The following is a 26553-nucleotide window of genomic DNA, read 5'->3' as shown; positions in this document are numbered from 1 at the left end:
GTATAATAGCTCTTATTTTTTAAATTTCAATTATCTAATTTAACATTTTAAAATTTGTTGTTTTATAATTTTCAAATAAAAAATAATCATATTTAATTGTGTAAAAAACACGTAATTAAATACGATTATTAAAATCATAAAATCTGCGTTTAGACATAAATTAACCGATTCCTAATATAATCTTGAATCGGTAAGGTTTGTATATTTACTAAAGGAGTAAATTTCACCTTCTAATTAAGTATTATTTCTGAAAAACATGTTTTATTTTTTCACCTGGAACGTTGCTCCCGCCTCTTCCTTTTACATCTTCAATCATCATGGTAACAATCATGTTTGGCGCGCTTGCATCGAAAGCTGCAAACCAACCAAGTTCTTTACCCTCTGCTTCTTTCGATTCTTTCAGTTCTGCTGTACCTGTCTTACCAGCGAGAGTTACACCATCAACTTTAGCAGTTCTCCCAGCACCATCAGGATCATTAATAACCTTTATTAACGCACTTTTTAATATCTCTTGATTCTTGGTAGAAATCACATTTTCTTTCCAATTTCCCGCTGCTTTTGTTTTTTTTATAAGATGCGGTGACGGAATGTTACCCTCATTGACAATCGGTGCATAAGTCAATGCTAAATGAAGAGGTGTCATTAATACTTGTCCTTGTCCGTACCCCGTGTCTGCTAGTTGAATATCATTTTTTATCCCATCTTTTGCAATGATTGAAATAGGGAATTCGTATTCAATTGGTAATTTTTCATGAAATCCGTATTTCTTAAATTCATTTACATACTGATCTTTTCCTATTTTCAAAGCTTGTTGAGCAAAATAAATATTATCAGAGTACTTCATTGCCTTATCAAAATCAACTGGACTAGCATCCTTCACACGTGTTACATAATAATTTCCCCAAGATGAATCTTTTGTCCACTTTAATCCTTGAATTTTAAATTCTTCCTTAGGATTTATTGTGTTTGTTTCCAAACCAATTGCACCTGTTATCGTTTTAAATACGGAACCTGGTACAAATGCTTGTGTGAAGCGATTCATCATTGGCAGTTTCGAGTCATTATTCCATGCTTCCCGTTGAGCTTTTGATGCTCCTCTAACTATTGTATTTGGATTATAAGCAGGGCTACTTACAAGTGCGATTGTTTCACCCGTTTTAGGATTGACCGCTGCACTAGATCCTGCTTCATTTTTCATCTCATTAAAGATTTTTTCTTGAATTGCAGCATCAATAGTTAACGTAACATTTTCCCCTTTTTTTGCTTCTTGTTTTGCTACGTTTTTAATCTCTTTCCCGTTCTCATCTTCCATAAATACGCGTCCACCCTTTTCACCACGCAATTTATTCTCTAATACTTTCTCTAAACCTGTCTTACCCACTAAATCATCTGCTTGATAACCTTTTTTTTGAAGCGATTTTAACTCCTCTGCATTTACCTTTCCTATATATCCCGTTAAGTGTGCCGCTGCTTCTCCTAATGGATACGTACGAATATTTACTGGGCGAGATGAAACTCCTTCTAATTCAATATAATCATTCTGTCTGGTTCCCTCTTTTAAAATACCAATTGGTACAAGGGAATCTGGTTTTATCCATTTCGCTGCGAGCTTTTGATTGATCTCTTCTATAGACATATCAAGTAATTGTGCTACTATTTCTTTCGTTTGCGCTGCCGTTTCACCTAGTTTCTCTGGAATAATTCCAACTTCAGTCGCTTTACCATTCGTTGCAAGCCCTTTTCCATTTCGATCATATATTTCTCCGCGTTTTCCTTGCTCTGTTTGCATACGTACTTTGTAATCTTTTTTCATACCTGGGAAAATGAAGTCTGGTGTCCAATCTATTTTCCAAGATTCCTTATCTTTATCTTTCACGAGTTTTGCTTCATGGATGAATGAAACTGTTCCTCCATCCGTATCCATATTAACTTCAAAAAGAAAAAGTTCTTTATCTTTAGTATTCTCTCCTTTCGTTTTAATTTTTAAATTCTTAACTCCAATACCCTCATAAATTTTTTGATATTTCTCTGTGAACTCCTTTTTAGAAATCGTTTTTTTTGCATGTTCTGATAAATAATCATACATATTTGTAAATTTTTTATCATTCCATAAATTGATATATTCTTCAAATGCTTGTTTTGGCGGCTCATCTTTATTGCATCCTACCAACATAACTCCAAAACAAAAGAAAAGCAGCATCCATATTTTTTTCAATTCAATCTTCTCCCTTAATTAAAAATGATTATTCCTTTCTAAATATGTTAAATAAAAAATGTTTTAACGCTTAATAGACAGTGTAAGTAATGAAATAGTTCCACATTTACAAAAAAATTAAATTTATGGTTAAGCTGCATTCAAAAAGGGAAGATTTTAAGATTCTTACAAACGACGAATATATTTAGCGAACGTTATCATTATTAGTGTTGTTTTAACAATTCATTTAAAATACCTTTTAGTTCATTTTCGCCAATTTCATCTTTTTTCTTTATAGATTATTGATACAAAAAAAGAATCCTTATACTAAGGATTCTGCAACAGAAAATAACAAAAATATAAACAATAAAAAGAATTACTTAAAGTATAATTTATAGGCACTCTATATCCTTCTTTTTCGCACCAAAAACCCCTGTACAGCATGCGACAGGAGTTTAGGTCATTCTACAGCTTATTTAAAAGAGTCATGTACAGGCAAACTACTAAAAATCAATTCAGCAACTTTTACATATCCTTTTGAGTTTGGATGAATTAAATCCGTAGACCAAAGCGTATTGTCATTAACTAAATGATGATTCCAAAAGTCAACATGATGAAGCTTATACTCTCTACTCAGTGAAAGTATAACTTCATTTGCCTCTAATAATTGTTCTTTTAATACTTGTTTTTTTTCAGAAGGAAATGGAAGCCTAACAGTAAAATCTGGAAGGTTTGCTATAATAATATCAGCACCTGCTTTACTTAATGTATCTATCATAAATTCCATATCGTTCTTATATGCATGATGATTCCAACGTCCTTTTAAAACATCGTTTGCACCTGCAATTAGACTAACCAAATCTGGATTAAAAGTTAATGCCTGTTCCAATTGCTGTGAGCGAATTTCTTTAGTTACTAACCCACGTTTTGCAAAATTAGCATATTTTAAATCATCTACACACAGTTGAACAAAATGATCTACCCAGCTTTTTAATGCTATTCCCTCAACTTCATCCCCTATCCCCTCTGTAAAACTATCACCAATCGCTACAAATCGCTTCCACATATATAGTCCCCCTTTTTTGTTATTCATATCTACACTATACAATAGCCCACAGCGTAATTGTTCTTCTTAAATGTTTTTCAATTTCAATTAAATTCCATAGGAGATTTTTCAAATGAGCAAGACAACTCGATTAAACTATTTCACATGAACAAAAACATGAAAATCTACGTTATCTTCTCGCAGAAATAGGTTGAGACCAACTATCTTTCCCATTATCATTTAAGTGTACTTGAAAAACATATATAGGTTGAGAAAAGCCTTTTGTATCAGCGTAGTAATCTATATTATAATCTGTAATGACTAATGTATCACCTGCTTTGAAAGATATTATAGGATCAAAGTCTCCTTGTTTTAGTTTTTGAAATACTTCTTTGGGAGACAGAATTTCGACATCTCGAATATGTGATTTTTTTGTAACTGGCTCATTGTCATTAGGCATTTTTGTAATTTCCTCTTTGTAAACAGGCATTTTATTACCTTCGTCTTTTAACTCTATTGATGTTTTTATAGTGACATCAGTCATGTCTGTTTTTGTAATGGGATCTAAAGGCATATTCCCAAATTCCTTCATTTGATACGAAATCATTATTCCAAGTGCAACAAAACTTACTGTAATCGGAAGAAATAAATATTTGGTCATTTGTGTATCTGTTTCTTTTTTCTTCAACAATATAAGAACTATATTTAACATAGAATATCCTAGCATCATTCCTAAAGTATTATGAAGTAAATCGGCTAGTTCCATACTTCCACGTTGCATTATAAATTCAAGGATTTCAAGCAATAAACTTGCTATAATTGAGCTGATTAACATCCATTTTGTTTTTTGAAAAACATTACTAAATAAAGGTAATAAAATTCCTAACGGAAAGAGCATACCTATATTCACAATGATATGGAAAAAAGAAGAAAATGAAAAGGTATTCCATGCTTTTTTATAAACACTAAGTACATCAAAGTCAATTGTTCTTGCGAAAGTTATATCATCTGGACGACCAAATGAAGTAGCTGATAATACAAGGGAATAATATCCTATTATCAATATAAACAATATGACTTGTTGTACGGTAAATTCCCCCCCTCCTTTACATACCTTTTTGTATACTACAAAGTAGCTAAAAACAAAAATGAGTAGTAACAAGAATGTGAGTTGTATTGTAGGAATTGCAAAGGTAACAAGTAGTTCGGAAATAAAATTCATTTTACACCTCTGTTTTTACGAATAAAATATTCAATAGTTTTATATAACATTTTAGATATAGATAGCGATGTGTTGTTACCCCTAATAATTATTAATACAGAATTAAACCTGTATACATTGAGCATTTCTTCCTCTTGAAACTAGCTTTATTTGACCAAGCAGCTACAAGGAAACTAGCTTTTTACTAATTGTACTTTCGGCTATGTCTGGAAAAACGTTACGAAGATTCTCTTTAGTAAGAGGATTTTTGGAGTTAAGTATAAAATTAAAAATTTGTTCAATTTTAGTATATTTATATAGAATCCGTAATTGACCGATTCCTAATATACTTAGGAATCGGTCATATTCGTATATTTACTAAAGAAATAAAATTCCTTCAAGCATTACACTTTTTTTCGAAAATTTGTTGTTCTTTGTTTTGCCCAGTTGATACATTTCTTTTCAATTAAATGATACGAAACTATAGAAAAAAGTATTGTCATTGAAATACACAAAGCAAGAAGGAAAAAGATAGGTATCTTTGTATACAAAAGTTTAAATAGTACCATCATGATTGGAAAATGACACAAATAGATACTGTATGAAATTTCTCCTAAGTATACAAATACACTCTTATTTAAAAATGCTTTCACTTTTAGGTTACTCATGGCCATTATTATAAATATACTAACACCGATTACGACACCCCAATCTTTTAATAAGAAAGTAGTATCATTACGGGAAAAACCATAAATTAAAATGGAATATAAATATAGAATAATCCCTAATGCAATAAGAAATCCTTTATTAAATTTTTTCATATTCCTATATAAGTAGATAAGCTTTTCCTGATGCTTAAAAAGTAACATTCCAACCATAAACATCGATGTGAAATGCAGTGTATCGGCATAACCATTATAAAATCCCTCTGCTTTCCCTATATGCAACATATTAAGGAAAACACTAATTAAAGAAAAGCTCAAAGCAAATAGTATCGTTTTCTTCCAACTCAGTTTATAAAAAAGAAGGAATAACAACGGAAACACAATAGATATACGCATTTCTTGAGCCAATGACCAGATAACTGGATTATAATTTTCCGTAAAAAAGTTATTAAGAAGCACAAAATGGTTTATAATATCTATTTTTGTTATAGACCCTTGCCACCTATCATAGAACCAATCCCGTAGTCCAGCCACTTCATACGGCGAGAACAAAATAAATAAAGCAAAGGTAATGATTATCCAAAAATAATAAGGAATATAGATTCGTACAAATCGCTTAATTAAATATCCCCAATAATTTGTTTTTGAATGATAAAGTGCCATAGATAACACAAAACCACTGAGTACATAAAAAACGATTACAGCTTCCCCGCCAGCCCATAAAAACCTAAGCGGAGAAAATTTAATAGAATTAGGCAACGATGGTAGCATTAAACAAAAATGTCCAAATACCACTGTCAGTGCCGCTAACCCTCGTATGGAATCTAATTCTTTTATTCTCTTACTCATAAAATGTTCTCCTTATAAATTGTAGATTTTGCTGTTAATAAAGGCCACTATACTATTGTAGTGGGAGAATTATACATATTGTTTCTTTAAATTCCTAATATAAGCAGTACAAAGTCAATCTATGTATCTGTTTTAGGAAACTTTCGTATTTAGGCGTAAGTTATATAATAATAGAAAGAAAAAAGAAATTTCATTCTATAAAATCGTATTGTCGTTTAGAAAACATTTTAAAACTGTTTTCTAACCCCTCGTTATAGTCTGTCTGCTTATTTGTCCATTGAACACCCTTATTCCCAGGCCACCCTGAGGTATTAGCAACATGTTTTAATAGCTCTGGTCCTTTTAAATTTTGCTGTAAACCACGGTTATATGCATTTTTCATATTAGATATTGCAATTCGAGTATTAGTTTCTATATTTTTCAAATCTTCGTTCGTTAAATCTTTAGGTGCTAGTCCACCTCGATGGAGCTGAAACAGTCCAAATGATGTGCCCTGATCTCCGACTGCATTTTGATCAAACTTACTTTCATGGAATGCAATAGATAAAGGAATCCATGGTGGTATACCATGCTCTATTGATATTTGTTGAATCGTGTCTCTTACTTTAACTCGGTTAGTATGATGGTCATATGCGTATTTTGTAAGATATAGCCCTCCTGTTAAAACTAAAATAAATACTCCACTTTTTATTAATGGCCCTCTCATCGACGTCACCTCACTTGTCAGTATCAAAGATTGTCACTAGTAATCCTATCTTTTTGGGATATTAACTCGTAATCATGTATCATTTTGTTATTCTTTGTTTCATTAATTACCGATTTTCAGGTGAAATTATTAGTGGGTTCCCTCCATATAACATTCGCTTTTATCACTTTCGGTACAATTTACTTTTGTATGGGAGAGCGTTTTCTCTGTATGGTACCGTACTTTTTTCTCGAATACCTTGCTTTTTTATTCGATTGAAATTAAAGAATAACTATATACATAGGGATACACGCTATAAAGAGATACTTAAATTTCTTTAAAAAATTCATTTTCTGGCCTCCATTTCTTTATATAAATAATTTAAAACAAAATATTTAATAGAAAGAAAAGATTTTATTAAATTTTTATAAAATTTAATAACAGGAATAAGTACCAGGTATTTATTTTTATTGTCACTTGATGGAATAATGAATGTGTTTTCATCATGTAACTTTATTAAACTAGCCTTGCACCAGAACCCTTTGAATCGAACAATTCATAATAAACGCCATCCTTTCTGTATATTTCTACAAAAAGAATAGCGTTTTTTGATTATATGGATACAAATTTATCTTAGCTTGATTGCAATACCGAAAGTTCCGAAGAACCAGATTTGAGAATTAATGCAATCTTCCATTCCAAGCCATCCACATAAGAATCTATAATACTTTGAAACCTTTTATTTCAGGCTAATATTTAGTTTTATCCTACAAAATTAGCCTTTTACTATATCAACCGCACTATTCCACATACCGCTAAAGAAAGATCCTATTTCGCGCATAAAACGTGTAAACCAATTTGCTTGTTCTACTTCAGATTTTGTTACAAGGTCTACTTGTAATGATTTACCTGATAAGAACCCAGGATCTGTAATATCTTTAGGCGATATAATCATTTGACTAATTGTTACACCTTTTTTAATAGGCGCTTCTTGTTCTTTATTCGATACTTTAAATTCTTTTTTATAAACATCTTTGTTGCCCTTTGGCATTGGAAGTAAAACAGCTCGCTTCGTTTGAACAACTATATCTTTGTCCTTTGCATTTGCTACTCGCACTGTTTCATGACCTTTTACTACTGAATCTTTTCCATAGACCTTCTTCACTTCAAAATTCGCAAATCCATAATCATATAATTTCTTTGTTTCATCAAAACGTGCTGTATGAGAGTTTGCTTTTATAACTACAGAGATTAGACGCATACCGTTTTTTTCTACTGTACCAGTAAAACAATCTCCGGCTTCTGGAGTAGTTCCTGTTTTTAACCCATCTACACCTTCGTATTGCTTAATTAAGCCTTTTAACATCCAGTTAAAGTTCGTCATATCAATCGGATACTTGCCACCCTTTTGGAATGTTTTTTTAGGGATTTTTGCTGTATCTAATATTTTCGGGAAATCTTGAATAAGACGATGTGCTAAAATCGCACAATCTCTTGCGGACATTTTATTTTTCTCGTCTGGAGTTGTCCCTTCTGGGTGATGTCCTTTTAAATCATGGTTTGTTAAACCTGTAGAGTTTACAAATTTATAATTTTTCATTCCAAACTCTTTTGATTTATCGTTCATCATTTTCACGAAATTGACTTCTTTTCCAGCAATCTCTTCAGCTAAAGCAATTGTTGCACCGTTTGCAGAGTAAATTACCATTGCCTCATATAACTCTTTGACCGTATAAGAGCCACCATTTTCTAATGGAACGTTTGATAATGAGCGATCTTGCGAAATCTTATATGCATATTCAGAAATTTTAACTTTTTGATCCCATTTAAGTTTTCCTTTATCCACCGCTTCATGAACTAAGTATTCACTCATCATTTTTGTCATACTAGCAATTGCTAATGATTCATCTGCATTTTTTTGATATAAAATTTTCCCGGAATTTGCTTCTACTAAAATTGCTGATCCTGCTTCTACGTCTATAGCAGGAACTGTTTCCGCTGATGCTCTTCCAAATGTAACGGCCATGCTACAAAATAGTGTAAGCACTGTTACTATTGTAATAAATCTCTTGCAAAACATACTTTTCACTTCTGTTACCTCCAATATCTTTGTACTCAAAAAAACGTTATTTTAACATAATCCTCCAAAAAATAGACAGCGTTATCAAATTCTATATACATATAAGACATTAGAACCACTTTCATATAGACCATCTCATCCCACCCTTTTAGGCACACTGACACTTAGTGTTCCCACACATATCCCTCTTTTTAATACCTTTGTATTTTTCGAAATGATCTGTACTTTCATATCTTTTAGGATTACACTTAATAGACAATCTAAGTAATACATTTGTTCCACATTTATAAAAAAATAAAACCAGTGTGCCCCGGTTGAATACCGAAACACACTGGTTGCTAAATTTACTATCGTCTTTTCCATTGTTCATATCAATGAACTTTCCCTCTATTCTGTTAATTACTTTATAATAATAAACAAATTAATTTGTCAGTATCATGTCTACTATGAATGGCTTACTTGAATTATTAACTTAAGAAGTTTCTTAAGTTTTAAAAAAGCTTATGGAACCTTTCATTCCATAAGCCATTCTATATGATCGGATGTTCAACAATAAAGGCTATCCAACCTTCTTTATATTCTGCATGTATATTACCATTGTGAAGTTCAACAATTCTTTTTGAGATAGCAAGTCCCAGTCCATTTCCTTGATCACCTTTTCTGGCCTTATCACCCCTGAAAAATCTCTCAAACAATTTATTTGGATCGCTAACAGGTGGTTTCTCAGCTTTATTTGATACTTTCAAAATTGCTTTATTATCTATTACTTCAAGACATATTGATAATTCGGATGGCTTCATGCTGTACTTTATCGCATTTATAAACAGATTTTCATAAACACGTACCATTTTTTCTACATCCATAAGAATAGGTATTGTTTCTTCCGTTATTGATTTTTGAACAATTAAACTTTCCTATTCAAATATAGGAGTGTATTCTCCAACTATTTGCTCCAACAAACCTGATACATCAACTTCATTAAGGTTTAATCTGGCATCGATGTCTGATAAACGGGTGTACTCAAATAGTTCATCAATTAGATATTTCAATCTCTGTGATTTTAAATAAGTGGTTTCGAGATACTCCTGTAATTGTGCTTTACTGTCGTATTGCCCTCTTTTTAATAAATCTACATAGCCGATAATAGATGTCAATGGTGTGCGTAAGTCATGAGATACATTGGTTATGAGTTCATTTTTTGTACGTTCCAATCGTCTTTCCTGTTCAAATGTATTCTCCAATTCCTTGGACATATAATTAATATTTTGAGCAAGTTGGGTCAATTCGTCTTTTCCCTCAATCTCAATTGTCAAACCCAGTTTTCCATTGGCAATATCATTCACATTATCAGAAATGAGCTTCAAATATACTATTTTCTTTCGAACCAATATTAAAAAAATGATTATAAAAGTAAAGATCGCTAACGCAAATATAAGAAATGTAAGTATATTATTTTCAAATGTACTAAGATCATCAAGATAGTGATTTAGATTTAATGGTATTATAATATATATAAAAGTGAGGATTGTTAAACCAAACGAAACAAAAAAACTAACTGCAACAGCACCAAGAAGTTTTATTATTATCTTATTTCTAAAACTAACCTTCTTCATATTTTGTACCCAATTCCCCAAACAGTTTTAATATAAATTGGATGTTTAGAATCCTCTTCAATTTTGTCTCTTATTTTTGTAATATGCACCATGACGGTATTATCCGATTTATAAAAAGCATCTTTCCAAACTGCTTCATATATTTTTGCAACACTCAGAACAATCCCTTTGTTACGAGCAAGTAGTTCGAGTATATCAAACTCTTTTGGAGTTAGCCTTACTTCCGTGCCTCTTATCCATACTTGACGTGTATCTGTATTTACGGTCAAATCACCAATTTCTAGGACACTTTTATCATTATCTGTATTTGTATTATATTTTTTAAACCTTCTTAATTGGGATTTTACTCTAGCGATTAACTCCAACGGATTAAACCGTTTTGATAAATAATCATCGGCACCAGAGGCTAAACCCTGAATTTTGTCTATATCCTCTGATTTTGCAGAAAGCATAATGATAGGCATATTTCGTTCTTCCCTAATCTTCATACACGCTTCAATGCCATCCATATTAGGCATCATAACATCCAAAATAATAAGATCGAATCGCTTTTCTTCTAACAGTTCTAACGCTTCAATAGCATCTTCTGCCTTTTAATTTTTCAGACCTTCATTTTCCAAATATACAGAGATAAGATTTCTAATCTCTTTATCATCATCAACAATAAGAATTTTTGACTCCATATGATTCCTCCACATTTTTCTCATATTGAACAACTAAAAGCATAAGCAGACGGTACATTTCTATCCTCTTTTTTGTAAACCTGCAATTGAATGACCAAAAGTAACATAATCGATATAAAAGATAACGTCTTAAATATTGTTCAAAATTTTCTTTAGATCCATTTACAATTAATAATTTTTCTTCTTCATTAAATTTAGCTTTTAATAAAAAAAATTATTTTGAGATTCCTTCTTTTAATTAATTTTTTTGATTACACCGGTAGTGTATATAACTTATAAAATGAAAAAAGAATCCTCTTCAATACGCTCTTTAAAGAAAATTCTTTTTCAAATCGTATTTTCTTTACTCGTTACTTATTTTCACCAGTTTTTCTCCTTGTTCTAAAAGTGTTTCATAGTCATTGTTCTCTTTAATTTCTTTGATTTTATTTTCAATTGTGGGCGTATTATTTATATTAAAGTACTTATTTAATACTTCATATGGTGTCTTTCCTTGTTTGATTGCACTATCTTCAATAGCTTCTTTCCATGGAATATTTACTTTGTCCATGCTTAATTCAAGGGCTGAACCAGTCTCATATCTCATATTCCGCTCTAAAAACCTTGGAGATTCTGCCTGTCCATTAGCAATGAAGTTGAACGCCTCCATAAAAGTAACATGATATGGCTTCTGTTTCTTTGCAAGTACCATAAGATTTCCACCAGTTAATTTACTATAACGATACTCTAAATATCGTGCTGAACCTTCTATTGCTTCAGTTTTTGTTTCTCCAATTAATTGAGGCCATTTTTTATAGCGATAGTTACGTACAATTGTCCAATCATATAATGCCTGATTAATACTTTCTGGGTTCGTATCAATCATTGCTTTATCTAATAGCTTAAATTCTAATCCCATTAGCGCGTAATTTTCTTTATTAATCGGATATTCGTGAATAGACTCTCCACCATTTGCATCATATGTCCAATCTTTTTGTTTATAAGCATGAAAACCTTCATGTAATAAGAAAGATGAAAAATCAAAATATAAATCTGGATTACTAAACATTTTAGGATGATATTTTAAATAAAATACATCCATATCGTTAATATTTATTGTCCCAAAGTTCCAAGGAATCCAGGTAGAAATAGTTCTAAAATCAAAACGAGTTAAGCGATAGACTTTAGATAGATGCAGAGAATTTGAGACTTTTATTTCCTTTGCAAAAATACTATTTTCTAATCCCGTTACATTAACTGCATAAGCTTCTTGTCTAAAGAATCCCCCGTCTTTATTACTACGTATCAGAACCAATGGCATTTTTTCGAAGCGATAATCTTCATTCCAAAGTTTATCACTCGATTCTTCGAAGCTCTTATAAATAGAAGATAATTCTTTTAACATGTTTTGATCCGTGTTATCTAAAGACTTAAACTCTGTATGATATGTTTTATTTAAAATTATGCTTCCCAACATAATTCCTATAAATATTACTAATAAGATTAAAATTACCTTTAAAAATTTTTTCAACACACACTCCTTTTCTAAAACGATAATCCTTATGATGAATAAAGTTTACAAGTTTTATGTTTATTTACACTCTTTTGGTGCAAACCCAATTTTAAATAATAGCTATAATAGACACAATGAATACAAGATATTTTTTTAAAAATTGTTCTATCCTGTCAAAATTCCGATAATAGTTAACAATTAATATTGGATGATTATTCAATTTTATTGTAAGGGGGATAGTGCAAGAGTTCCTACAAATAAGGTTAAAGTAGTACTCAATGTAGGAACGATGCTATTTTCCCTCTTCTTTTCCCTTCATTATTAAGATATAGAAAGAATAGTATTTTTCTTTTTTAATTGCTCATACATATCTTCTTGTAAGTTATACATGAAATGCGCCCCTACTTGTATTTACTTTTTTTCTAACACTTTCTGCCGCTCATTGCTGCATATTTGTATCTCAAATCCACTTTCTATTTTGCTTACATGATATTTTTTCACTTCATCATAACGGGGGCCAATTATGATGATACTTAGTATACATAACATTATTACATTAACCTTCTTTCGGAAGTACAATTCTTTTATACAATTGAACTGTAATCCAGTAGTAAATCGAGTAAATCACTATGAAAATAACAATTGGTAACCAAATACGAAAATACGGATCGATTAAAAGAGGGCCAAACATATTCATACCAACTAATATGTGAACAATCCCGATAATTGCTGGGACTAAGAATACGAAGGATAACTCCTTATAAATCGATTGTGTTAATAATTCCTGGCGAACACCAATTTTACGAAGCATTTGGTAACGTATACTATCTTTAGATGCACCAGATAGAATTTTAAACATTAAGCAACTTGCCATCATTGCTAAAAACGCAATTCCAACGAAGAACCCCATAAACATTTGTCCGCTGGAAAAACCTTAATTTGCAATATATTGTTGATACTTACTATACAGCTCTTCAGATTTCACATTTTTATACTTAACTACCTGTAATTCATCAAGTTTTTTCCATTCTTTTAAATATGCTTCAAAATCATCTGTTTTCCCAATAAACACAGTACTTTCTTTACCTTTCATACTATCGTATATGTTTTGATCTACAATTTTTATTTTATGATCAGGATATATATAATTTGGCTGAATTGTTTCGAAAGCGTCGCTCCATTGTTTTGATTTTGCATCCTCTTTACCCCATTGTCTTGACAATGCAAATGCATCCATGGGAATCTCTTCTGAAACTTTCATTATCTTCTCATTTTTTCTGTCTGTTACTAAAGGATGATTGTTCTCTAGCTCTTCTTTTATATAATAAACATACTTATCATCTACTTTGTAACGATATTCAAGTTTCTCTTGAAATAAAATACTACTCAAAATGTTCTTTTCTTCTGCTGTTGGATTATGAACTACCGAATCGTAAATTGTTCCTTTATCAGTCTGCTTTAAAACGTCATTTTTAAATGCCATACCACACGCAATTCCACCTGCTCCAAGGGCTACTAAGATTGCTACCGTCGCAAGCACATTTGTTAAGCCATTAATGCGGAAGTTTAATTGAGCAAAGGTAAAAGCATTAAGCCCTTTTTCACTACGCTTTTTATTACTTTTTATTTTTTTATCATAACTGGGAGAAGTGATCCAAACAACATGTAAGTACTAACAGTTGCTGCGATTAATCCAAGAGCCATTAATGTAGGAACGGTTCCTAGATTTTTTGCCTGTGGTATATAGAGCAATGATGCATAACCAATACCTAACAAAATCAGACCAAGTAATGCAACTACAACTGTCATTTTTCCTTTTACCGCGCCACGCTCTGTTTGTGCACCTGCATGTACAAGTTGTAATATAGAAATACGTGACAATTTAATACTATTCATACTTGCTGATAGTACAAATAATGCAAAGAAGAAGATGCAAGTAACGACCATTGATGGAATGTACAAAGCTTGGTAACCTTCTCCAGTCAACTCCAATTGTTTCATTAATAACTGTCCGATACCTTCTGCAAGTCCTACACCACTTGTAATCCCAATCACAAGTGACGCCGCACCTAATATAATTGTTTCAAGGAACATCAGTAATGTAACTTTATACTTTTTTGCTCCTAACATCATATACATACCAAACTCTTTTTGGTGAAGAGATAATAAGAAAGAGTTTGCATACATAATGTAAAAAAATGTTACAATCGCTAATAAAGAGGAACCTATTTGGAATATTAATACAATAGGACCAATGTTTGCATTAGATTCAAGGAACACTTTATTTAGTGATAGCGTTTGAAACATATAGAAAGTAGAAATAGATACAATAAGACCAATAAGTAATACAATATAATCTTGCAATTTACTTTTCAACCCTGACATGGAAAGTTTAAATAACATGCCCAAACCTCCTTTCTTACACTTTTTGTGTGCCTAAATCTGCAAGCACGTCTAAAATTTCTTTATAAAACTCTTCACGTTTACCACCACGGTAAATTTCTTTATATAACTCACCATCTTGAATGAATAAAATACGCTGACAGTAACTTGCACTGTATGGATCATGCGTAACCATCATAATCGATACGCCTTGTTCTTTATTTAAATTTGTCATCGCATTAAGTAAACTAGTTGCATTTTTAGAATCAAGAGCTCCTGTTGGCTCGTCCCCTAAAATAATTGCAGGCTCATGCACTAACGCACGTGCTGCTGCTGAACGCTGTTTCTGTCCACCAGATACTTCAGATGGGTACTTTTGAAGTATTGTTACAATCCCTAACATATCAGCTACCTTTTCTACTTTCGGCCCAATTTTTCGTGATGGGACACCTTGAAGGGATAATGGAAGTGCAATGTTTTCGTAAATAGATAAATTCTCTAATAAATTAAAGTCTTGGAAAATGAATCCTAACTTTTGCAAACGGAAATCAGAAAGCTCACCTTGCTTCATTTTCGTAATATCCGTTCCTGCAATTTCAATAACGTCACCTGTCGCTTTATCAAGAGTTGAAATTACATTTAATAATGTCGTTTTGCCAGAACCAGATGGCCTCATAATCCCAACAAACTCCCCCTCTTGAATCGAGAATGAAACACCTTTTAATGCGTGTGATTGATTCTCACCTTTTTTACCGTACACTTTTTGAATGTTTTTACGTCTACGACTTGTTTTATCATATATATCCTCCTACGTCTCTATGATTGATAAGCTACCGTTTGGGTTGTTTCTTTTTCTTTTTCGTTTCCACTTGCAATGCCTCATCTGTAAAAGTATTAAACTTGTACCCCACCAATATATATCCTTTTATTTTTCAAAATAATAAGTCCTTTCATATTTTTGCAATACATAAAAATAGATATCAAACGGGATATATTGTATTCAATTTGGACATCCATTTTTAGGAATACACGTAATAGACCATCTAAGTAATAAATTTGTTCCCCGTTAAGATAAGAAAGCACTACGTATTTTGTTAAGAAAACAAAATGAATTGCATAAAAAAATCCATTTTCGCTATCTCAAAAAAAGAATCATTGCTGCAGATTTTATAAACTGTATAATGGCCGGCTCATGCACAAGTACACATGTTGCTGCCCACTAGATACTTCAGGTGGATGCTTTTAGAGTATCGCTGAAACTTCTAACATATAAACTACCTTTTCTACCTCCGGGCGAGTAATTCGCGATGGAACACCTTGAAGGGAAAATGAAGAAACAATTTTGTGCAATCATTTGAATTATAAATAAAACATATTAAGAACTACTGGTTATATTTCTTAATTTTTCTTAAGATAATTTATAAAAACTAAACCATAATGGGGAGATTATTTCATAATTGTTTCTAGTACAAATAATAAAAAAACTACATCCTATATTGAATGTAGTTTTTCTAGCTGATTTATTTATTTTTTACTTCATTTTTATAAAAATCAAATAATGGTTCAATGGCTGGACTAGATAAAAGAGGAATTGCCTTCTTAATCAATTCTCTATCCCAATCAAACCAACGCATTTCCATTAGCATATTAATTTCTGTATCAGTGAACCGTTTTTTTATTTCCTTAGCAGGATTACCGCCCACTATTGTATATCGCGGAACATCTTTACATACGACAGATCCTGCCGCAACAATTGCACCTTCACCGATTGTAACGCCAGGCATTATTATAGCATTCATACCAATCCAGGCATCACTTTTAATGACTGTATCACCCTTTGGTTCATAAGATTGTCCGATTTGCTCAGCGAATGGATACACTGTAATCCATTCTGAGTGATGATTATGATTACCACCCATTAAAATGATAACGCCACTTGCAATACAAACATAATTTCCAATAATAAGTTTATCAAGATGCCAACCCATCTGTTCAATTGGATTGAAAAGTGCTTGGGACTTAGCATCGCCCCATAAATACCTTACACAACCATCTTCAAAATTTTGATTTCCATAATACCCTGAATAATAGGAGTACTCTCCTACTTCAATGAGTGGATTTGTTACTATATCTTTTAAATACTTTGTTTCAGACCAATGATTAAATAATGGATGCTTCATAACTATATTCCTCGCTTCTAAGTATTGTAGATTTTTGCAATTTACTTAGAAGCTTAATACGACAGCGACATTTTTAAACTTTTTCAAACGACGAATCATTATCTTCAAGCCTTTCAGTTATAATGAAAAATCATAACGTAATAAATTACACAAGTCAAATTAACCAAGTTATAATAAATCCGAGAATGCGGACAAGAAAACCATTTTATATTTTTTTGAAACTCTTTATTTTTTTATTTAAATTACGGTACATGAAATTCACATGACACTTGTGTAGTAATACTTTCTCCTTATCAAGAGGATATAATATTACAGCAGAACTTTTACATAGGTGTAGCTTTTGAATAAAGTTTGATTAAATTAACTTAATAAACCTTGATAAAAGAGCGAATAGAAAAAAGTTTGATGATTTTGTGAACCTTACTCAATTAAAGCGCCCGACTGTGGTAGATACATTATCCTCAATTACTTCTTGGGGTAGCGTCAGGAAAATGCGGATTTACAACGCTAAGGAAATGTCACTTATTAAAAAAGCCGATTTCCATCTCAAGGAATCGACTTTTTAGTTATTCTTAATGAACTAACGCATACGTTAGTTCATTAAGTAAGAGGTTTGAAAAAATAGCCTGTATATATTTGAACGATGAATAACTTACCTATTTTCTTGTGTTAGTTTGCACTATATACAGAAAATCCAGAAAAACTTAACATATTATTTATCTGTTTGTTTTTGCTTCTTTTTCAAATACTCCGCACGCAATTTTTCAAGTTGCTGCTTTTTATCAAATTTGGCAGGCGTCTGTTTTTCATGAAACTTTGCCACAGCTGCCTGTCCTTTGTAATCCAATTGATATTTCCCCACTTTGTTCACCTACTTTTCTTATCTTTAAAGAGAATCTATTCAACAAATATAATATACCTTATTTTACTTAAGTAAACCTTATTAGTCAAAGGAACTTAAAGTAAAAAGCTTGATAACAAGGGGAAAATCAATCTAAAAAGTCGCTTTCCTTAGGTAAGGGAAAGCGACTTTTTGTGTAGTCTTATTCAATTAAATGGCCCGATTGTTGAAGAAAGAGATACTCTGCAAAATAGATCTTTTTATCAAACTTTATTTTAAATCAACAATAGGTAAATTTCTTGGCCATTATTTTGCTTCACATAAAATTCTATACAAAAAAGCGACCTATAAATTTAGGCTGCTTTTTATTCCGTCTTTTATTACTTAGCTAATTCTTTCGTTCCCTGCATTACATCAACGAAAAATCCCCAGTTATTCACAACAGAAGAAATACTAATATGTTCATCTGGAGTGTGAACATTAAAGATATCTGGACCGAATGAAATAGCATCTAACTCAGGCATTTTTTGAACAAATACACTGCACTCAATTCCTGCATGTACTGCGAAGATTTCAGCATCTTTGCTGTATTTTTCTTGGTGCACTTTTTCGAATAAATTACGGATAGGCGAATTAGGATTATATGGCCACTCTGGATATTCAGACTCTTTTTCAAATGTTGCCCCTACTAATTCCGCAATATACTTAATTTCATCTACAATATGTTGTTTTAAGCTACTTACAGAACTTCTCACTTCGCTTCGTAATTTAATCTCATCTTGCAGTGTTTGAATAACTCCTAAATTAGTTGAGCTTTCTACAAGACCTTTAATATCCATGCTCATACTTTGTATACCATTTGGAATTAAGAATAATGAAGAAATAAGCTGTTTTTGTGTTTCTTTAGAAAAGACTTTTCCCGCCTTTTCTTCTACTTTTGTAAGTGAAACATGAACATCCGGATCAACAGCACGTAGCTCTTCTTGTAACATACGTGTCCATGATTTTAGTTTTTCTTCTACTTGCTGTACATCTTCTGCACGTAATAAAATTGTAGCTACACTTTCACGCGGAATTGCATTTGTTTTTAAGCCGCCATGAACTTCACTCATATTAAACTGAATGTGAAGTGATAAATCACGTAAAACTCGTCCTAATACTTTATTCGCATTACCGCGTTGTTTATCAATTTCCAAACCAGAATGTCCACCTTTAAGTCCCCCAACATATAGTCGGTATGTGTCCATATCTACTGACGCTTCATCCCAAATCACTGAAATCGTTTCAACTGCTTTCGCACCACCTGCGCTACTCACTAGTAATTTATGATCTTCTTCAGAATCAATATTAATAAATATTTTTCCATCAAAATGATTTGAATCAACAGCGAATGCACCGCCCATTGTCGTTTCTTCTTCAGTTGTAATAACAACTTCTAAAGCTGGATGCGGGATGTCTGTTGAATCTAATAATGCTAATGCATATGCAACGGCAATACCATTATCAGCACCTAAAGTAGTTTCATTTGCATATAACATATCTCCAATAATTCTTAATTCAATTGGATCTTTCTCAAAATCATGAACTGTCGCTTGGTTTTTTTCACACACCATATCAGAGTGCCCCTGAATGATAATAGCTGGAACATTCTCATAACCAGAAGTAGCTTCTTTTTTTATAATGACATTTAACGCTTCGTCTTGAATAACTTCTAAATTACGTTCCTTTGCGAAACTCACTAAGTAATCACTAATTTCTTTTTCATTACCTGATCCTCTAGGAATCTTTGAAATTTCTGCAAAATGATAAAATACAGGGTGCTTTGTTAATTGTTCTAAAGTAGAATACATTTTTAAGCTCCTCTCCAATTGACAAAATAATATGTACGTCCTTTATTATTATACCATGATTCATTATTTTACTTTTATTTTAAGATTTCAAAAATTCATTATAACCTATTCATTCCATCCTCATATTTTTTAATTTAGTGTAAATAAGCTATACTCTTACAAGATTGTAAGAGTGCTGTAATCAAAATCGATTTTTCTATTTAAAAAATAACCGCATACTTTAAATACATAATTTAAAGGAGATAATGAAAATGAAAAAATTTTTATCTGTTATTACACTAAGTTTATTATTTTGCAACTTAACTATCGGGTGCGAAAGAGCTTCTCTAAATAGAATCGGTAAGGATGTATATTACGTACAGATAAAAGGTGAAGGGTTTATTGAAAAGATAGAAGGTAGAAACTTACGGAACTACACATTGCCGGCATATGATGAAGATGGAGTAAGAAAACAAATTACATTTAGAAATAAAAAACAATCAAACGATCAAAAATTAAATGAAAAGGCATTTTTGTGCATTTATGTAGACCAAGAAAATAAAGATAAAAATGAAATATCATCGATTGAAGTAAAATCCTATGAAGAAATTCAAAAAGCGGATTTACCTTCAAAAGTAAAAGAAAAGTTTAATGCAAAATAAAAAAATACAGGAAAATGCTCTTATGCATTTTCCTGTATTTTTTTCACTCGAGCATATTTCGAACTATTACTATCCATAAGTTTTTCTAAACGATTTATATTTTCTGTTAATGCACCTTTCACAAGAGAGAAATCTGTATTTGATTCTTCTTTTTTAGTTTTAAAAAACGAAGATTTTTGAGCATTTACTTCTGCCATCTCTTCTCCCCCTTTTCAAAAAGATACAACCTTTTATTTATATTATATAGCAAATGCAGACAGAGTGTACACGTATCATTTTCTTTTTAATTCTTCTTCTAACTCTTCTACTTGCTGCAAAGTATCTCCTTTTATTAAAGAGAAATCTGTTGTATCTTCATTATCTTCTTTAAAAAAATCATTGTCATAATCTTTTATCACTACAATCACCTCTACGTGCTAGTGTAGGAATGATTGTCCAATTTTATACAAGCTTGTCTGAATTTGTTCTCCCTTTATGTATAGGTGAAAAGGACAGAAAAAGATTCTGTCCTTATTTACTAAAATAACTATGATGAATTGTTAAATTATATACATTTTCAAAATCTCGATCTTGAAGGTTATTTTTCTTCCCATCAATAACAATGAAAACATCACTAACTATTTTTGCTGGTATAATTCCGACATTTTCTACTTGCACCGCTTTCTGCTCATTCAATTGCTCGATGTGTTCTAATGGAACAATAATACTAAATTGAGAGCGGATACCACGAAAGTTTGTATTTAATTCCTTCACCGCTTCAAATACAACAATTTTCGCACCAATCTTTTCCCCATATGAATCTAAAAATGTGTTTAAGCTTTTTGTATATTCCTCTTCCGTATGCCATTCCATTGTCCCAAAGGCTGTTGGATTCACATTTTGAATAATTGTCGTATATATTTCTCCTCTTGCTTTTGAAGCAATTAATGACCTTTTAATTGATTGGACCGTCTTTCCAATATCGCTGAATTTTGCGCCCCATATTTCTGAAATATTTGGTGTCAAAATGAATGCAATATCAACGAAAATTACCATCGCAGTAAACATTAAAAGATTTTTCCAGAGGGTTAAATCTATTCCTTTTATCATGAAATAAACTGTGACTGATGTTATGAACAAACCGTACCACGTTTTTCGAATTCGTTGTTTCTTCTCCTCGTACAACTCTTCATTTCTCCAATAAAAGAAAACAAGAACAATAAAGACGATTGCTAAAATAAATAAGCCAATTCGAATGTTAGAGATCGTCAATCACATCACCCTCCATTCCAAAACTACTCACGATACCATTACATGCACAAACAGCTCTCTTTATGACAAAAGACGTGGACAACCTTCTAAAGTTAGCACCATCGCATATACATTAGAAGCAGGCCACGTCTTTTATCCCGCATTAACGGGCAGTAAGACCCCCCACCTCAAAATTCAGCGAAAGCAAAGACGTTAGGTGAGGGATCAACTGCCCATAAAAAGCCCGATTGGTGAAGGCTAATAATCAGTGCGGGATGAACACCCTCCACTGATTAAAGTTTCACTTTATCATGAATCTACATTGTATATGTAGACAAGCATGCGTTTCAAATTTTCATGTTAAAAAGAAATATGTTTCGGAATTTCCCCTTCAGGTACTTCTCCATCCATACTTAAGTAATAATGACGAATCGGACGTAATTTTTCATCTAACTCATAAACAAGCGGAATGCTAGTTGGAATATTTAATGAAACCACACCATCACTTGAAAGATTGTCTAAGTATTTCACTAGCGAACGAATTGTATTACCGTGCGATGAAATAATTACTTTCTCACCACTTTTTAATGACGGTGCAATTTCTGAATGCCAATAATCAACTACTCTTTTCTCCGTATCCTCTAAACATTCAGTCAATGGGAATTCATCTTTTTTTAACGTTTTATATCTTGGATTGTTCGCCTCATATCGAGGATCATCTTCAGTAAGTGCAGGCGGTCTCACATCTATACTTCTTCTCCAAATATGAACTTGTTCATCTCCATATTTTTTTGCAGTTTCGTCTTTATTCAATCCTTGTAGTGCACCATAATGGCGTTCATTCAACTTCCATGAGTTATGTATAGGGACCCAAGTGAGATCCATTTCATGCAGTACAATCCATAATGTACGAATTGCTCGTTTTAGTACCGAGGTATACGCAACATCAAATGTATATCCATTCTTTTTTAATATTGTTCCTGCTTCTCTCGCTTCACTTAATCCATTCTTTGATAAATCCACATCTGTCCATCCTGTAAATCGATTTTCAAGATTCCACAAACTTTGTCCGTGACGAATGAGTACAAGTTTTATCATTATAATTCCCCTCTCGGAAATATGAATTTTAAAATTTCAATACGTACACATATAAAGTTTTTGGCAATGTGAATTTTTTATCCATAGTTGCCAAATATACAGATAAAAATTTATGATTTTTCAAACTACAAAACAAGATACTGTTTCTATCTTTTATTCTACTGGTATTTCACGCTTAGACGTCCATGCATCAAATCCTGAACGGCTATTTGCCATTTCATTCATAACTTGATGCCAATTTTCTTCACATGATTCGCCAAACTGTGAGAAAATAGCTCCCATTTGTTCTCTTTGAACATCGCTCAGTTTTTTCTCTAAGTCTGTTCCTTCTTCTGTTAAAGACAGCTGTTTCACACGACGATCATGTGCAGCTTCATTACTCTCAATAAGTCCTTTATCTAACAGTTGGCGCAACGGTCCGTGAAGAGCTTGTTTACTTATTTCTAAAAGTGATAGCAGCTCATTTACACTAAGCCCTGGAAAACGAGCGATAAAAAACAGAATTCTATGATGTACACGCTGTATACTATACTCTTTTATTATTTCATCTGGTTTTTCTGTAAAAGTTTTATATGCAAAGTAAAATAATGCTAATGCCTCATTCATTTGCTCTTCTTTATGTTGTGTCATCTACTTTCCCCCTGTATGTAAATTATACCACAACTCAATTATGAATAATTAAATTGGTATATTGAGCCTAATTTCTTCATTCTAAAACCAACAAATTTCAACTATTATATTTTTGAAGGTTGTTTAATTCGTAAACCATACCTTCAAATAAAGTATCCAAATTATTTTTTAAAGAATTCTTAAGGAAATAGGTTAAATTCAAATGATAAATATTGTAAAATTTATTTATTAATATTTTTTTGAAAAACTCAATTGTGATTGGAGTGTTATTGTATGCAAACAAAAAAAGTTTATCTTTATGTATTTAATACGATGTCAGACTGGGAATATGGACATTTAATTGCAGAACTAAACTCAGGAAGATATTTCAAAAAAGAGTTAGCCCCTTTAAAGGTAGTTACAGTAGGAGCTAATAATGAAATTATTACTACGATGGGAGGACTGAGCATAAAGCCAGATATTTCCCTGGATGAATGTACTCTTGAGAGTAACGATCTTTTAGTTTTACCTGGAGGGACTACTTGGGGGGAAAGCATTCATCACCCTATCTTAAAAAAAATTGGTGAAGCGTTAAAACTCGGCACTATTGTTGCTGCCATTTGTGGTGCAACTGAGGGGTTAGCGAATTTTGGATACCTAGATTCTAGAAAACATACAAGCAATGATTTAGAATATATTAAAATGGTTTGTCCTAATTATAAAGGAGAACAACTTTATAAGATGGAACCTGCAGTATGTGATGAAAATTTGATTACTGCATCAGGAGTAGCTCCTCTGGAATTTGCAATGGAAGTATTGAAAAAAATTGATGTATTTGCACCAGATACGTTACATTCATGGTATAACCTAAATAAAACTTATAAGCCTGAATACTTCTTCCAGTTAATGAATTCAATTACTAGATAAGCTGAAAAATTAAATTAGCAGTTTTATATTATATAAAAAACTTAAAGAGCACCCCTAAAGTCGTTATAAATACAACCGATGACGGTTGTAAAACAAAAAATAAAAGGGATGATACATATTTATCTTGTATCATCCCTTTTATTTTTTATAACATTAATATCACCATATTATTTTAATTATTCATCTCCAGCAAGAGTTAACTGCCAAGACACACCATACTTATCATTTAACCAGCCAAACTTTTTACTAAACGGATATGAACCTAAAGGCATAAGAACTTTTCCATCTTGTGCTAGTTTATTAAAAACGGTTTCGATTTCCTCTTCCGTATCACAAGTTACATAAAGAGACATAGCTGGGGTGAATGTAAAATCATGCTTTACATAACTATCAATACACATGAACTCTTGTCCATTTAGCGTAAAAGTTGCATGAATTACAGTTCCCTCTTTACCTGGTCCATTCTCATCATAACGAGAGATACTTACAATTTCTGATTGATTAAATAGCGATGTGTAAAAATTCATCGCTTCCTCAGCTTTGCCCTCAAACATTAAAAACGTAGTGATTTTTTGATTTGTGTTACCCATTTAGAGACATCCCCTTGTTATGTATTTATGCAAAACATACATCGGACAATAAAACCGAACGTATATTCTCATAAGTGTATTGTCTATAAAAACGATGAGTTTGTCAATTATCTATGTTTTATTTCTTCTTAAATAATGCTGTCCAAAGAAATGATTCTCCAAACATATTATTTGGTTGTTCAATTTGCTTCATTTTTCTAATTTCAATTACTTCAAATTCTTTAAATATCTCTCTTAACTTTTCTTCTGAATATGCAAGACCACCTTGTAAACTCCATCCTCTATACACATCCCAGTCCGTTATTTCCGATCCATTTCGCTCATTCAAATCACCTGCTGCAAAACATGTTAATCCGAAATAACCACCCGATTTTAATGAGTTTTTAACTAGATCAACATAATTCATTCTTCTATGTGGTGGAATGTGATGCAAGCAACCGGAATCATATACAAAATCATATTCATCTTGAAAATCCAAATTAAAAATCGATTCACAAACAAATTGTATTTCTATTCCGTTTTCTAACGCCCTCTCTTTGGCCCAATTAATTCCTTCTATAGACAAATCTACGGCTGTTACATCAAACCCTTGTTTCGCTAAATAAATTGCATTTCTTCCTGGACCACATCCAAGCTCTAACACTTTCTCTTTTGAAATCCATTCTGTTTGTATATATGAAACTAAATTCTCATCTGGAACATTTGCAAAAAAAGGAACATCCTTTTCTCTATTCGTGTAAAATTCATTCCAAAATGGTACTGCGGGTCTTAATAATGAATCAAGCATTTTTAATATATCTTCTTGAGTGTGTAACGTTTCACTTTTCATTTATACCCCTCCATAATCAATAGTCAGAAAATTATTATATCTCTTTTTAAACTTTCAAACAAAGAAAAACTCCTATATTCAATAGGAGTCAAAAATATTATCTCTTTAAAATCCAAGTACAGTTAACCATTTTAACAACTGCTCTTCTCGCACCTTCAAATCATCGTTTCTATACTTACCCATCTGTATTTCGCTAACAATTTCTCCGTCCACCATAAAAAGAACTCTTTCTGTTTTAGCTGCTACCTTTACGTCATGAGTAACTAGCAAAATTGTAGTTCCCATACGGTTTATATTTGCTAAAATATCCATTACTTCTTCTGTCGCTTTTAAATTCAAAGCACCCGTTGGTTCGTCAGCAAAAATAATATTAGGTTTATTTATGAGTGCTCTACAAATAGATACCCTTTGCAATTCTCCTCCTGATGCTTCAGTTATATTATTAGTTGCAATTTGACTAATTCCCGTTTTCTTCATCAATTCAAGTGCACGTTTATTTATTATTTTCCTGCTCTCAACTTTTGCTAAATACGCAGGCAAAACTATATTATCAAAAAGATTCAAATTTCTAAGAAGATTGCTCTGTTGAAAAATAAATCCCATTTCGCTGAGTCGTAATTTTGCTAACACTTCTTCTTTCATACATGTTATTTCTTTACTATCAACTTTCACACTTCCTGATGACATTTGATCCATTCCGCTAATATTATATAGTAACGTCGATTTCCCTGAACCAGAAGGTCCCATGACCGATATAAACTCTCCCTCATAAATCTCTAAATTTATATTTTTTAACATATGGCAAGTTTTATTTCCATCCATTGCGTATTTTTTATTTAATTGTTTTACTTCTAAAATTTTTTTCAAAT

At 32.0% G+C, this 26553-nt stretch carries 20 protein-coding genes and 5 pseudogenes; 2 read left to right on the top strand and 23 right to left on the bottom strand.

Annotation, left to right across the window (positions count from 1 at the left end; translation table 11 throughout):
- Nucleotides 1-241 precede the first annotated feature (241 nt).
- From MHH59_RS12150 to MHH59_RS12080, 15 genes and pseudogenes are all read right to left on the bottom strand, one after another.
- Nucleotides 242-2215 (bottom strand): penicillin-binding transpeptidase domain-containing protein, encoded by a 1974-nt coding sequence (locus MHH59_RS12150; protein ID WP_002168360.1) that lies wholly within the window; start codon nucleotides 2213-2215, stop codon nucleotides 242-244.
- Between the two features lie 451 nt (nucleotides 2216-2666).
- Nucleotides 2667-3260: an SGNH/GDSL hydrolase family protein gene (locus MHH59_RS12145; RefSeq protein WP_002127450.1), complete on the bottom strand. Its 594-nt coding sequence runs from the start codon at nucleotides 3258-3260 to the stop codon at nucleotides 2667-2669.
- 169 nt (nucleotides 3261-3429) lie between these two features.
- The gene (locus tag MHH59_RS12140; RefSeq protein ID WP_050001359.1) at nucleotides 3430-4461 is read right to left on the bottom strand and encodes a VanZ family protein; all 1032 of its coding nucleotides are present in this window, start codon (nucleotides 4459-4461) and stop codon (nucleotides 3430-3432) included.
- A gap of 162 nt (nucleotides 4462-4623) precedes the next feature.
- Nucleotides 4624-4755 (bottom strand): annotated as a pseudogene (locus tag MHH59_RS12135) (Fic family protein); the annotation flags it as partial.
- 89 nt (nucleotides 4756-4844) lie between these two features.
- Nucleotides 4845-5954, bottom strand: a complete 1110-nt coding sequence (locus tag MHH59_RS12130) for an acyltransferase family protein (RefSeq protein WP_002127447.1) — start codon at nucleotides 5952-5954, stop codon at nucleotides 4845-4847.
- A 190-nt stretch (nucleotides 5955-6144) separates the two neighbouring features.
- Complete coding sequence (locus MHH59_RS12125) at nucleotides 6145-6660, bottom strand: transglycosylase SLT domain-containing protein (RefSeq protein WP_016126958.1); 516 nt, start codon at nucleotides 6658-6660, stop codon at nucleotides 6145-6147.
- A 754-nt stretch (nucleotides 6661-7414) separates the two neighbouring features.
- Entirely contained in the window at nucleotides 7415-8728 is a 1314-nt protein-coding gene (locus MHH59_RS12120) for a D-alanyl-D-alanine carboxypeptidase family protein (RefSeq protein WP_078179186.1), read from the bottom strand.
- 521 nt (nucleotides 8729-9249) lie between these two features.
- Nucleotides 9250-10332 (bottom strand): annotated as a pseudogene (locus MHH59_RS12115) (HAMP domain-containing sensor histidine kinase).
- Nucleotides 10329-11015: pseudogene (locus tag MHH59_RS12110) on the bottom strand (response regulator transcription factor). The pseudogenes MHH59_RS12115 and MHH59_RS12110 overlap by 4 nt, the downstream one beginning before the upstream one ends.
- Nucleotides 11016-11358: 343 nt before the next feature.
- On the bottom strand, nucleotides 11359-12525 hold the full coding sequence (locus tag MHH59_RS12105) for a hypothetical protein (protein ID WP_340851260.1): 1167 nt from the start codon (nucleotides 12523-12525) through the stop codon (nucleotides 11359-11361).
- 538 nt (nucleotides 12526-13063) lie between these two features.
- Nucleotides 13064-14910 (bottom strand): annotated as a pseudogene (locus tag MHH59_RS12100) (FtsX-like permease family protein).
- A 16-nt stretch (nucleotides 14911-14926) separates the two neighbouring features.
- Nucleotides 14927-15687 (bottom strand): annotated as a pseudogene (locus MHH59_RS12095) (ABC transporter ATP-binding protein).
- 722 nt (nucleotides 15688-16409) lie between these two features.
- Complete coding sequence (locus MHH59_RS12090; RefSeq protein WP_078179313.1) at nucleotides 16410-17069, bottom strand: CatB-related O-acetyltransferase; 660 nt, start codon at nucleotides 17067-17069, stop codon at nucleotides 16410-16412.
- A 712-nt stretch (nucleotides 17070-17781) separates the two neighbouring features.
- The gene (locus tag MHH59_RS12085) at nucleotides 17782-17931 is read right to left on the bottom strand and encodes a hypothetical protein (protein WP_002069316.1); all 150 of its coding nucleotides are present in this window, start codon (nucleotides 17929-17931) and stop codon (nucleotides 17782-17784) included.
- A 359-nt stretch (nucleotides 17932-18290) separates the two neighbouring features.
- Entirely contained in the window at nucleotides 18291-19760 is a 1470-nt protein-coding gene (locus tag MHH59_RS12080; RefSeq protein ID WP_002127427.1) for an aminoacyl-histidine dipeptidase, read from the bottom strand.
- Between the two features lie 251 nt (nucleotides 19761-20011).
- Here MHH59_RS12080 and MHH59_RS12075 point away from each other — a divergent pair, with 251 nt between their 5' ends.
- Nucleotides 20012-20401 carry a YxeA family protein gene (locus MHH59_RS12075; RefSeq protein ID WP_078214330.1) on the top strand — a complete coding sequence of 130 codons (390 nt, stop codon included), beginning with the start codon at nucleotides 20012-20014 and terminating at the stop codon, nucleotides 20399-20401.
- Nucleotides 20402-20421: 20 nt separating this feature from the next.
- Here MHH59_RS12075 and spoIISB read toward each other — a convergent pair whose 3' ends face one another.
- The 5 genes from spoIISB to MHH59_RS12050 all read right to left on the bottom strand — a co-directional run bounded on the left by spoIISB (nucleotide 20422) and on the right by MHH59_RS12050 (nucleotide 23359).
- Complete coding sequence (gene spoIISB / locus MHH59_RS12070; RefSeq protein WP_003189253.1) at nucleotides 20422-20598, bottom strand: stage II sporulation protein SB; 177 nt, start codon at nucleotides 20596-20598, stop codon at nucleotides 20422-20424.
- Between the two features lie 75 nt (nucleotides 20599-20673).
- Nucleotides 20674-20799, bottom strand: coding sequence for a hypothetical protein (locus tag MHH59_RS12065; RefSeq protein ID WP_000588712.1), 126 nt, complete (start codon nucleotides 20797-20799; stop codon nucleotides 20674-20676).
- A gap of 112 nt (nucleotides 20800-20911) precedes the next feature.
- Nucleotides 20912-21652 (bottom strand): type II toxin-antitoxin system SpoIISA family toxin, encoded by a 741-nt coding sequence (locus tag MHH59_RS12060; protein ID WP_002017051.1) that lies wholly within the window; start codon nucleotides 21650-21652, stop codon nucleotides 20912-20914.
- A 339-nt stretch (nucleotides 21653-21991) separates the two neighbouring features.
- A complete protein-coding gene (gene gpmA / locus MHH59_RS12055; RefSeq protein WP_002032137.1) occupies nucleotides 21992-22729 on the bottom strand; it encodes a 2,3-diphosphoglycerate-dependent phosphoglycerate mutase in 738 nt (245 codons plus the stop codon).
- Nucleotides 22730-22882: 153 nt separating this feature from the next.
- On the bottom strand, nucleotides 22883-23359 hold the full coding sequence (locus MHH59_RS12050; RefSeq protein WP_002017049.1) for a MarR family winged helix-turn-helix transcriptional regulator: 477 nt from the start codon (nucleotides 23357-23359) through the stop codon (nucleotides 22883-22885).
- A 273-nt stretch (nucleotides 23360-23632) separates the two neighbouring features.
- Between MHH59_RS12050 and MHH59_RS12045 the strand changes: the two genes are divergently transcribed.
- Entirely contained in the window at nucleotides 23633-24265 is a 633-nt protein-coding gene (locus MHH59_RS12045; RefSeq protein WP_002017047.1) for a type 1 glutamine amidotransferase family protein, read from the top strand.
- Nucleotides 24266-24441: 176 nt separating this feature from the next.
- Here the strand turns inward: MHH59_RS12045 and MHH59_RS12040 are convergent, their stop codons facing one another.
- The 3 genes from MHH59_RS12040 to MHH59_RS12030 all read right to left on the bottom strand — a co-directional run bounded on the left by MHH59_RS12040 (nucleotide 24442) and on the right by MHH59_RS12030 (nucleotide 26551).
- Entirely contained in the window at nucleotides 24442-24855 is a 414-nt protein-coding gene (locus MHH59_RS12040) for a VOC family protein (protein WP_002012925.1), read from the bottom strand.
- 118 nt (nucleotides 24856-24973) lie between these two features.
- On the bottom strand, nucleotides 24974-25684 hold the full coding sequence (locus tag MHH59_RS12035) for a class I SAM-dependent methyltransferase (RefSeq protein ID WP_002127421.1): 711 nt from the start codon (nucleotides 25682-25684) through the stop codon (nucleotides 24974-24976).
- A 105-nt stretch (nucleotides 25685-25789) separates the two neighbouring features.
- Nucleotides 25790-26551 (bottom strand): ABC transporter ATP-binding protein, encoded by a 762-nt coding sequence (locus tag MHH59_RS12030; protein WP_002127420.1) that lies wholly within the window; start codon nucleotides 26549-26551, stop codon nucleotides 25790-25792.
- Nucleotides 26552-26553: the final 2 nt, after the last annotated feature.

Source organism: Bacillus sp. FSL E2-0195, from assembly GCF_038003645.1.
In the GTDB taxonomy this organism is placed as follows: Bacteria; Bacillota; Bacilli; order Bacillales; family Bacillaceae_G; genus Bacillus_A; species Bacillus_A mycoides.
Note: the sequence above shows the minus strand (reverse complement) of the source record. Positions and strands in the feature narration are given on the sequence as shown.

Excerpts from the sequence above, each read along its gene's own strand:
- MHH59_RS12145 (WP_002127450.1), bottom strand. The coding sequence starts at position 3,260 with ATGTGGAAGCGATTTGTAGCGATTGGTGATAGTTTTACAGAGGGGATA.
- MHH59_RS12140 (WP_050001359.1), bottom strand. The coding sequence starts at position 4,461 with ATGAATTTTATTTCCGAACTACTTGTTACCTTTGCAATTCCTACAATA.
- MHH59_RS12130 (WP_002127447.1), bottom strand. The coding sequence starts at position 5,954 with ATGAGTAAGAGAATAAAAGAATTAGATTCCATACGAGGGTTAGCGGCA.
- MHH59_RS12125 (WP_016126958.1), bottom strand. The coding sequence starts at position 6,660 with ATGAGAGGGCCATTAATAAAAAGTGGAGTATTTATTTTAGTTTTAACA.
- MHH59_RS12090 (WP_078179313.1), bottom strand. The coding sequence starts at position 17,069 with ATGAAGCATCCATTATTTAATCATTGGTCTGAAACAAAGTATTTAAAA.
- MHH59_RS12080 (WP_002127427.1), bottom strand. The coding sequence starts at position 19,760 with ATGTATTCTACTTTAGAACAATTAACAAAGCACCCTGTATTTTATCAT.
- MHH59_RS12075 (WP_078214330.1), top strand. The coding sequence starts at position 20,012 with ATGAAAAAATTTTTATCTGTTATTACACTAAGTTTATTATTTTGCAAC.
- spoIISB (WP_003189253.1), bottom strand. The coding sequence starts at position 20,598 with ATGGCAGAAGTAAATGCTCAAAAATCTTCGTTTTTTAAAACTAAAAAA.
- gpmA (WP_002032137.1), bottom strand. The coding sequence starts at position 22,729 with ATGATAAAACTTGTACTCATTCGTCACGGACAAAGTTTGTGGAATCTT.
- MHH59_RS12050 (WP_002017049.1), bottom strand. The coding sequence starts at position 23,359 with ATGACACAACATAAAGAAGAGCAAATGAATGAGGCATTAGCATTATTT.
- MHH59_RS12045 (WP_002017047.1), top strand. The coding sequence starts at position 23,633 with ATGCAAACAAAAAAAGTTTATCTTTATGTATTTAATACGATGTCAGAC.
- MHH59_RS12040 (WP_002012925.1), bottom strand. The coding sequence starts at position 24,855 with ATGGGTAACACAAATCAAAAAATCACTACGTTTTTAATGTTTGAGGGC.
- MHH59_RS12035 (WP_002127421.1), bottom strand. The coding sequence starts at position 25,684 with ATGAAAAGTGAAACGTTACACACTCAAGAAGATATATTAAAAATGCTT.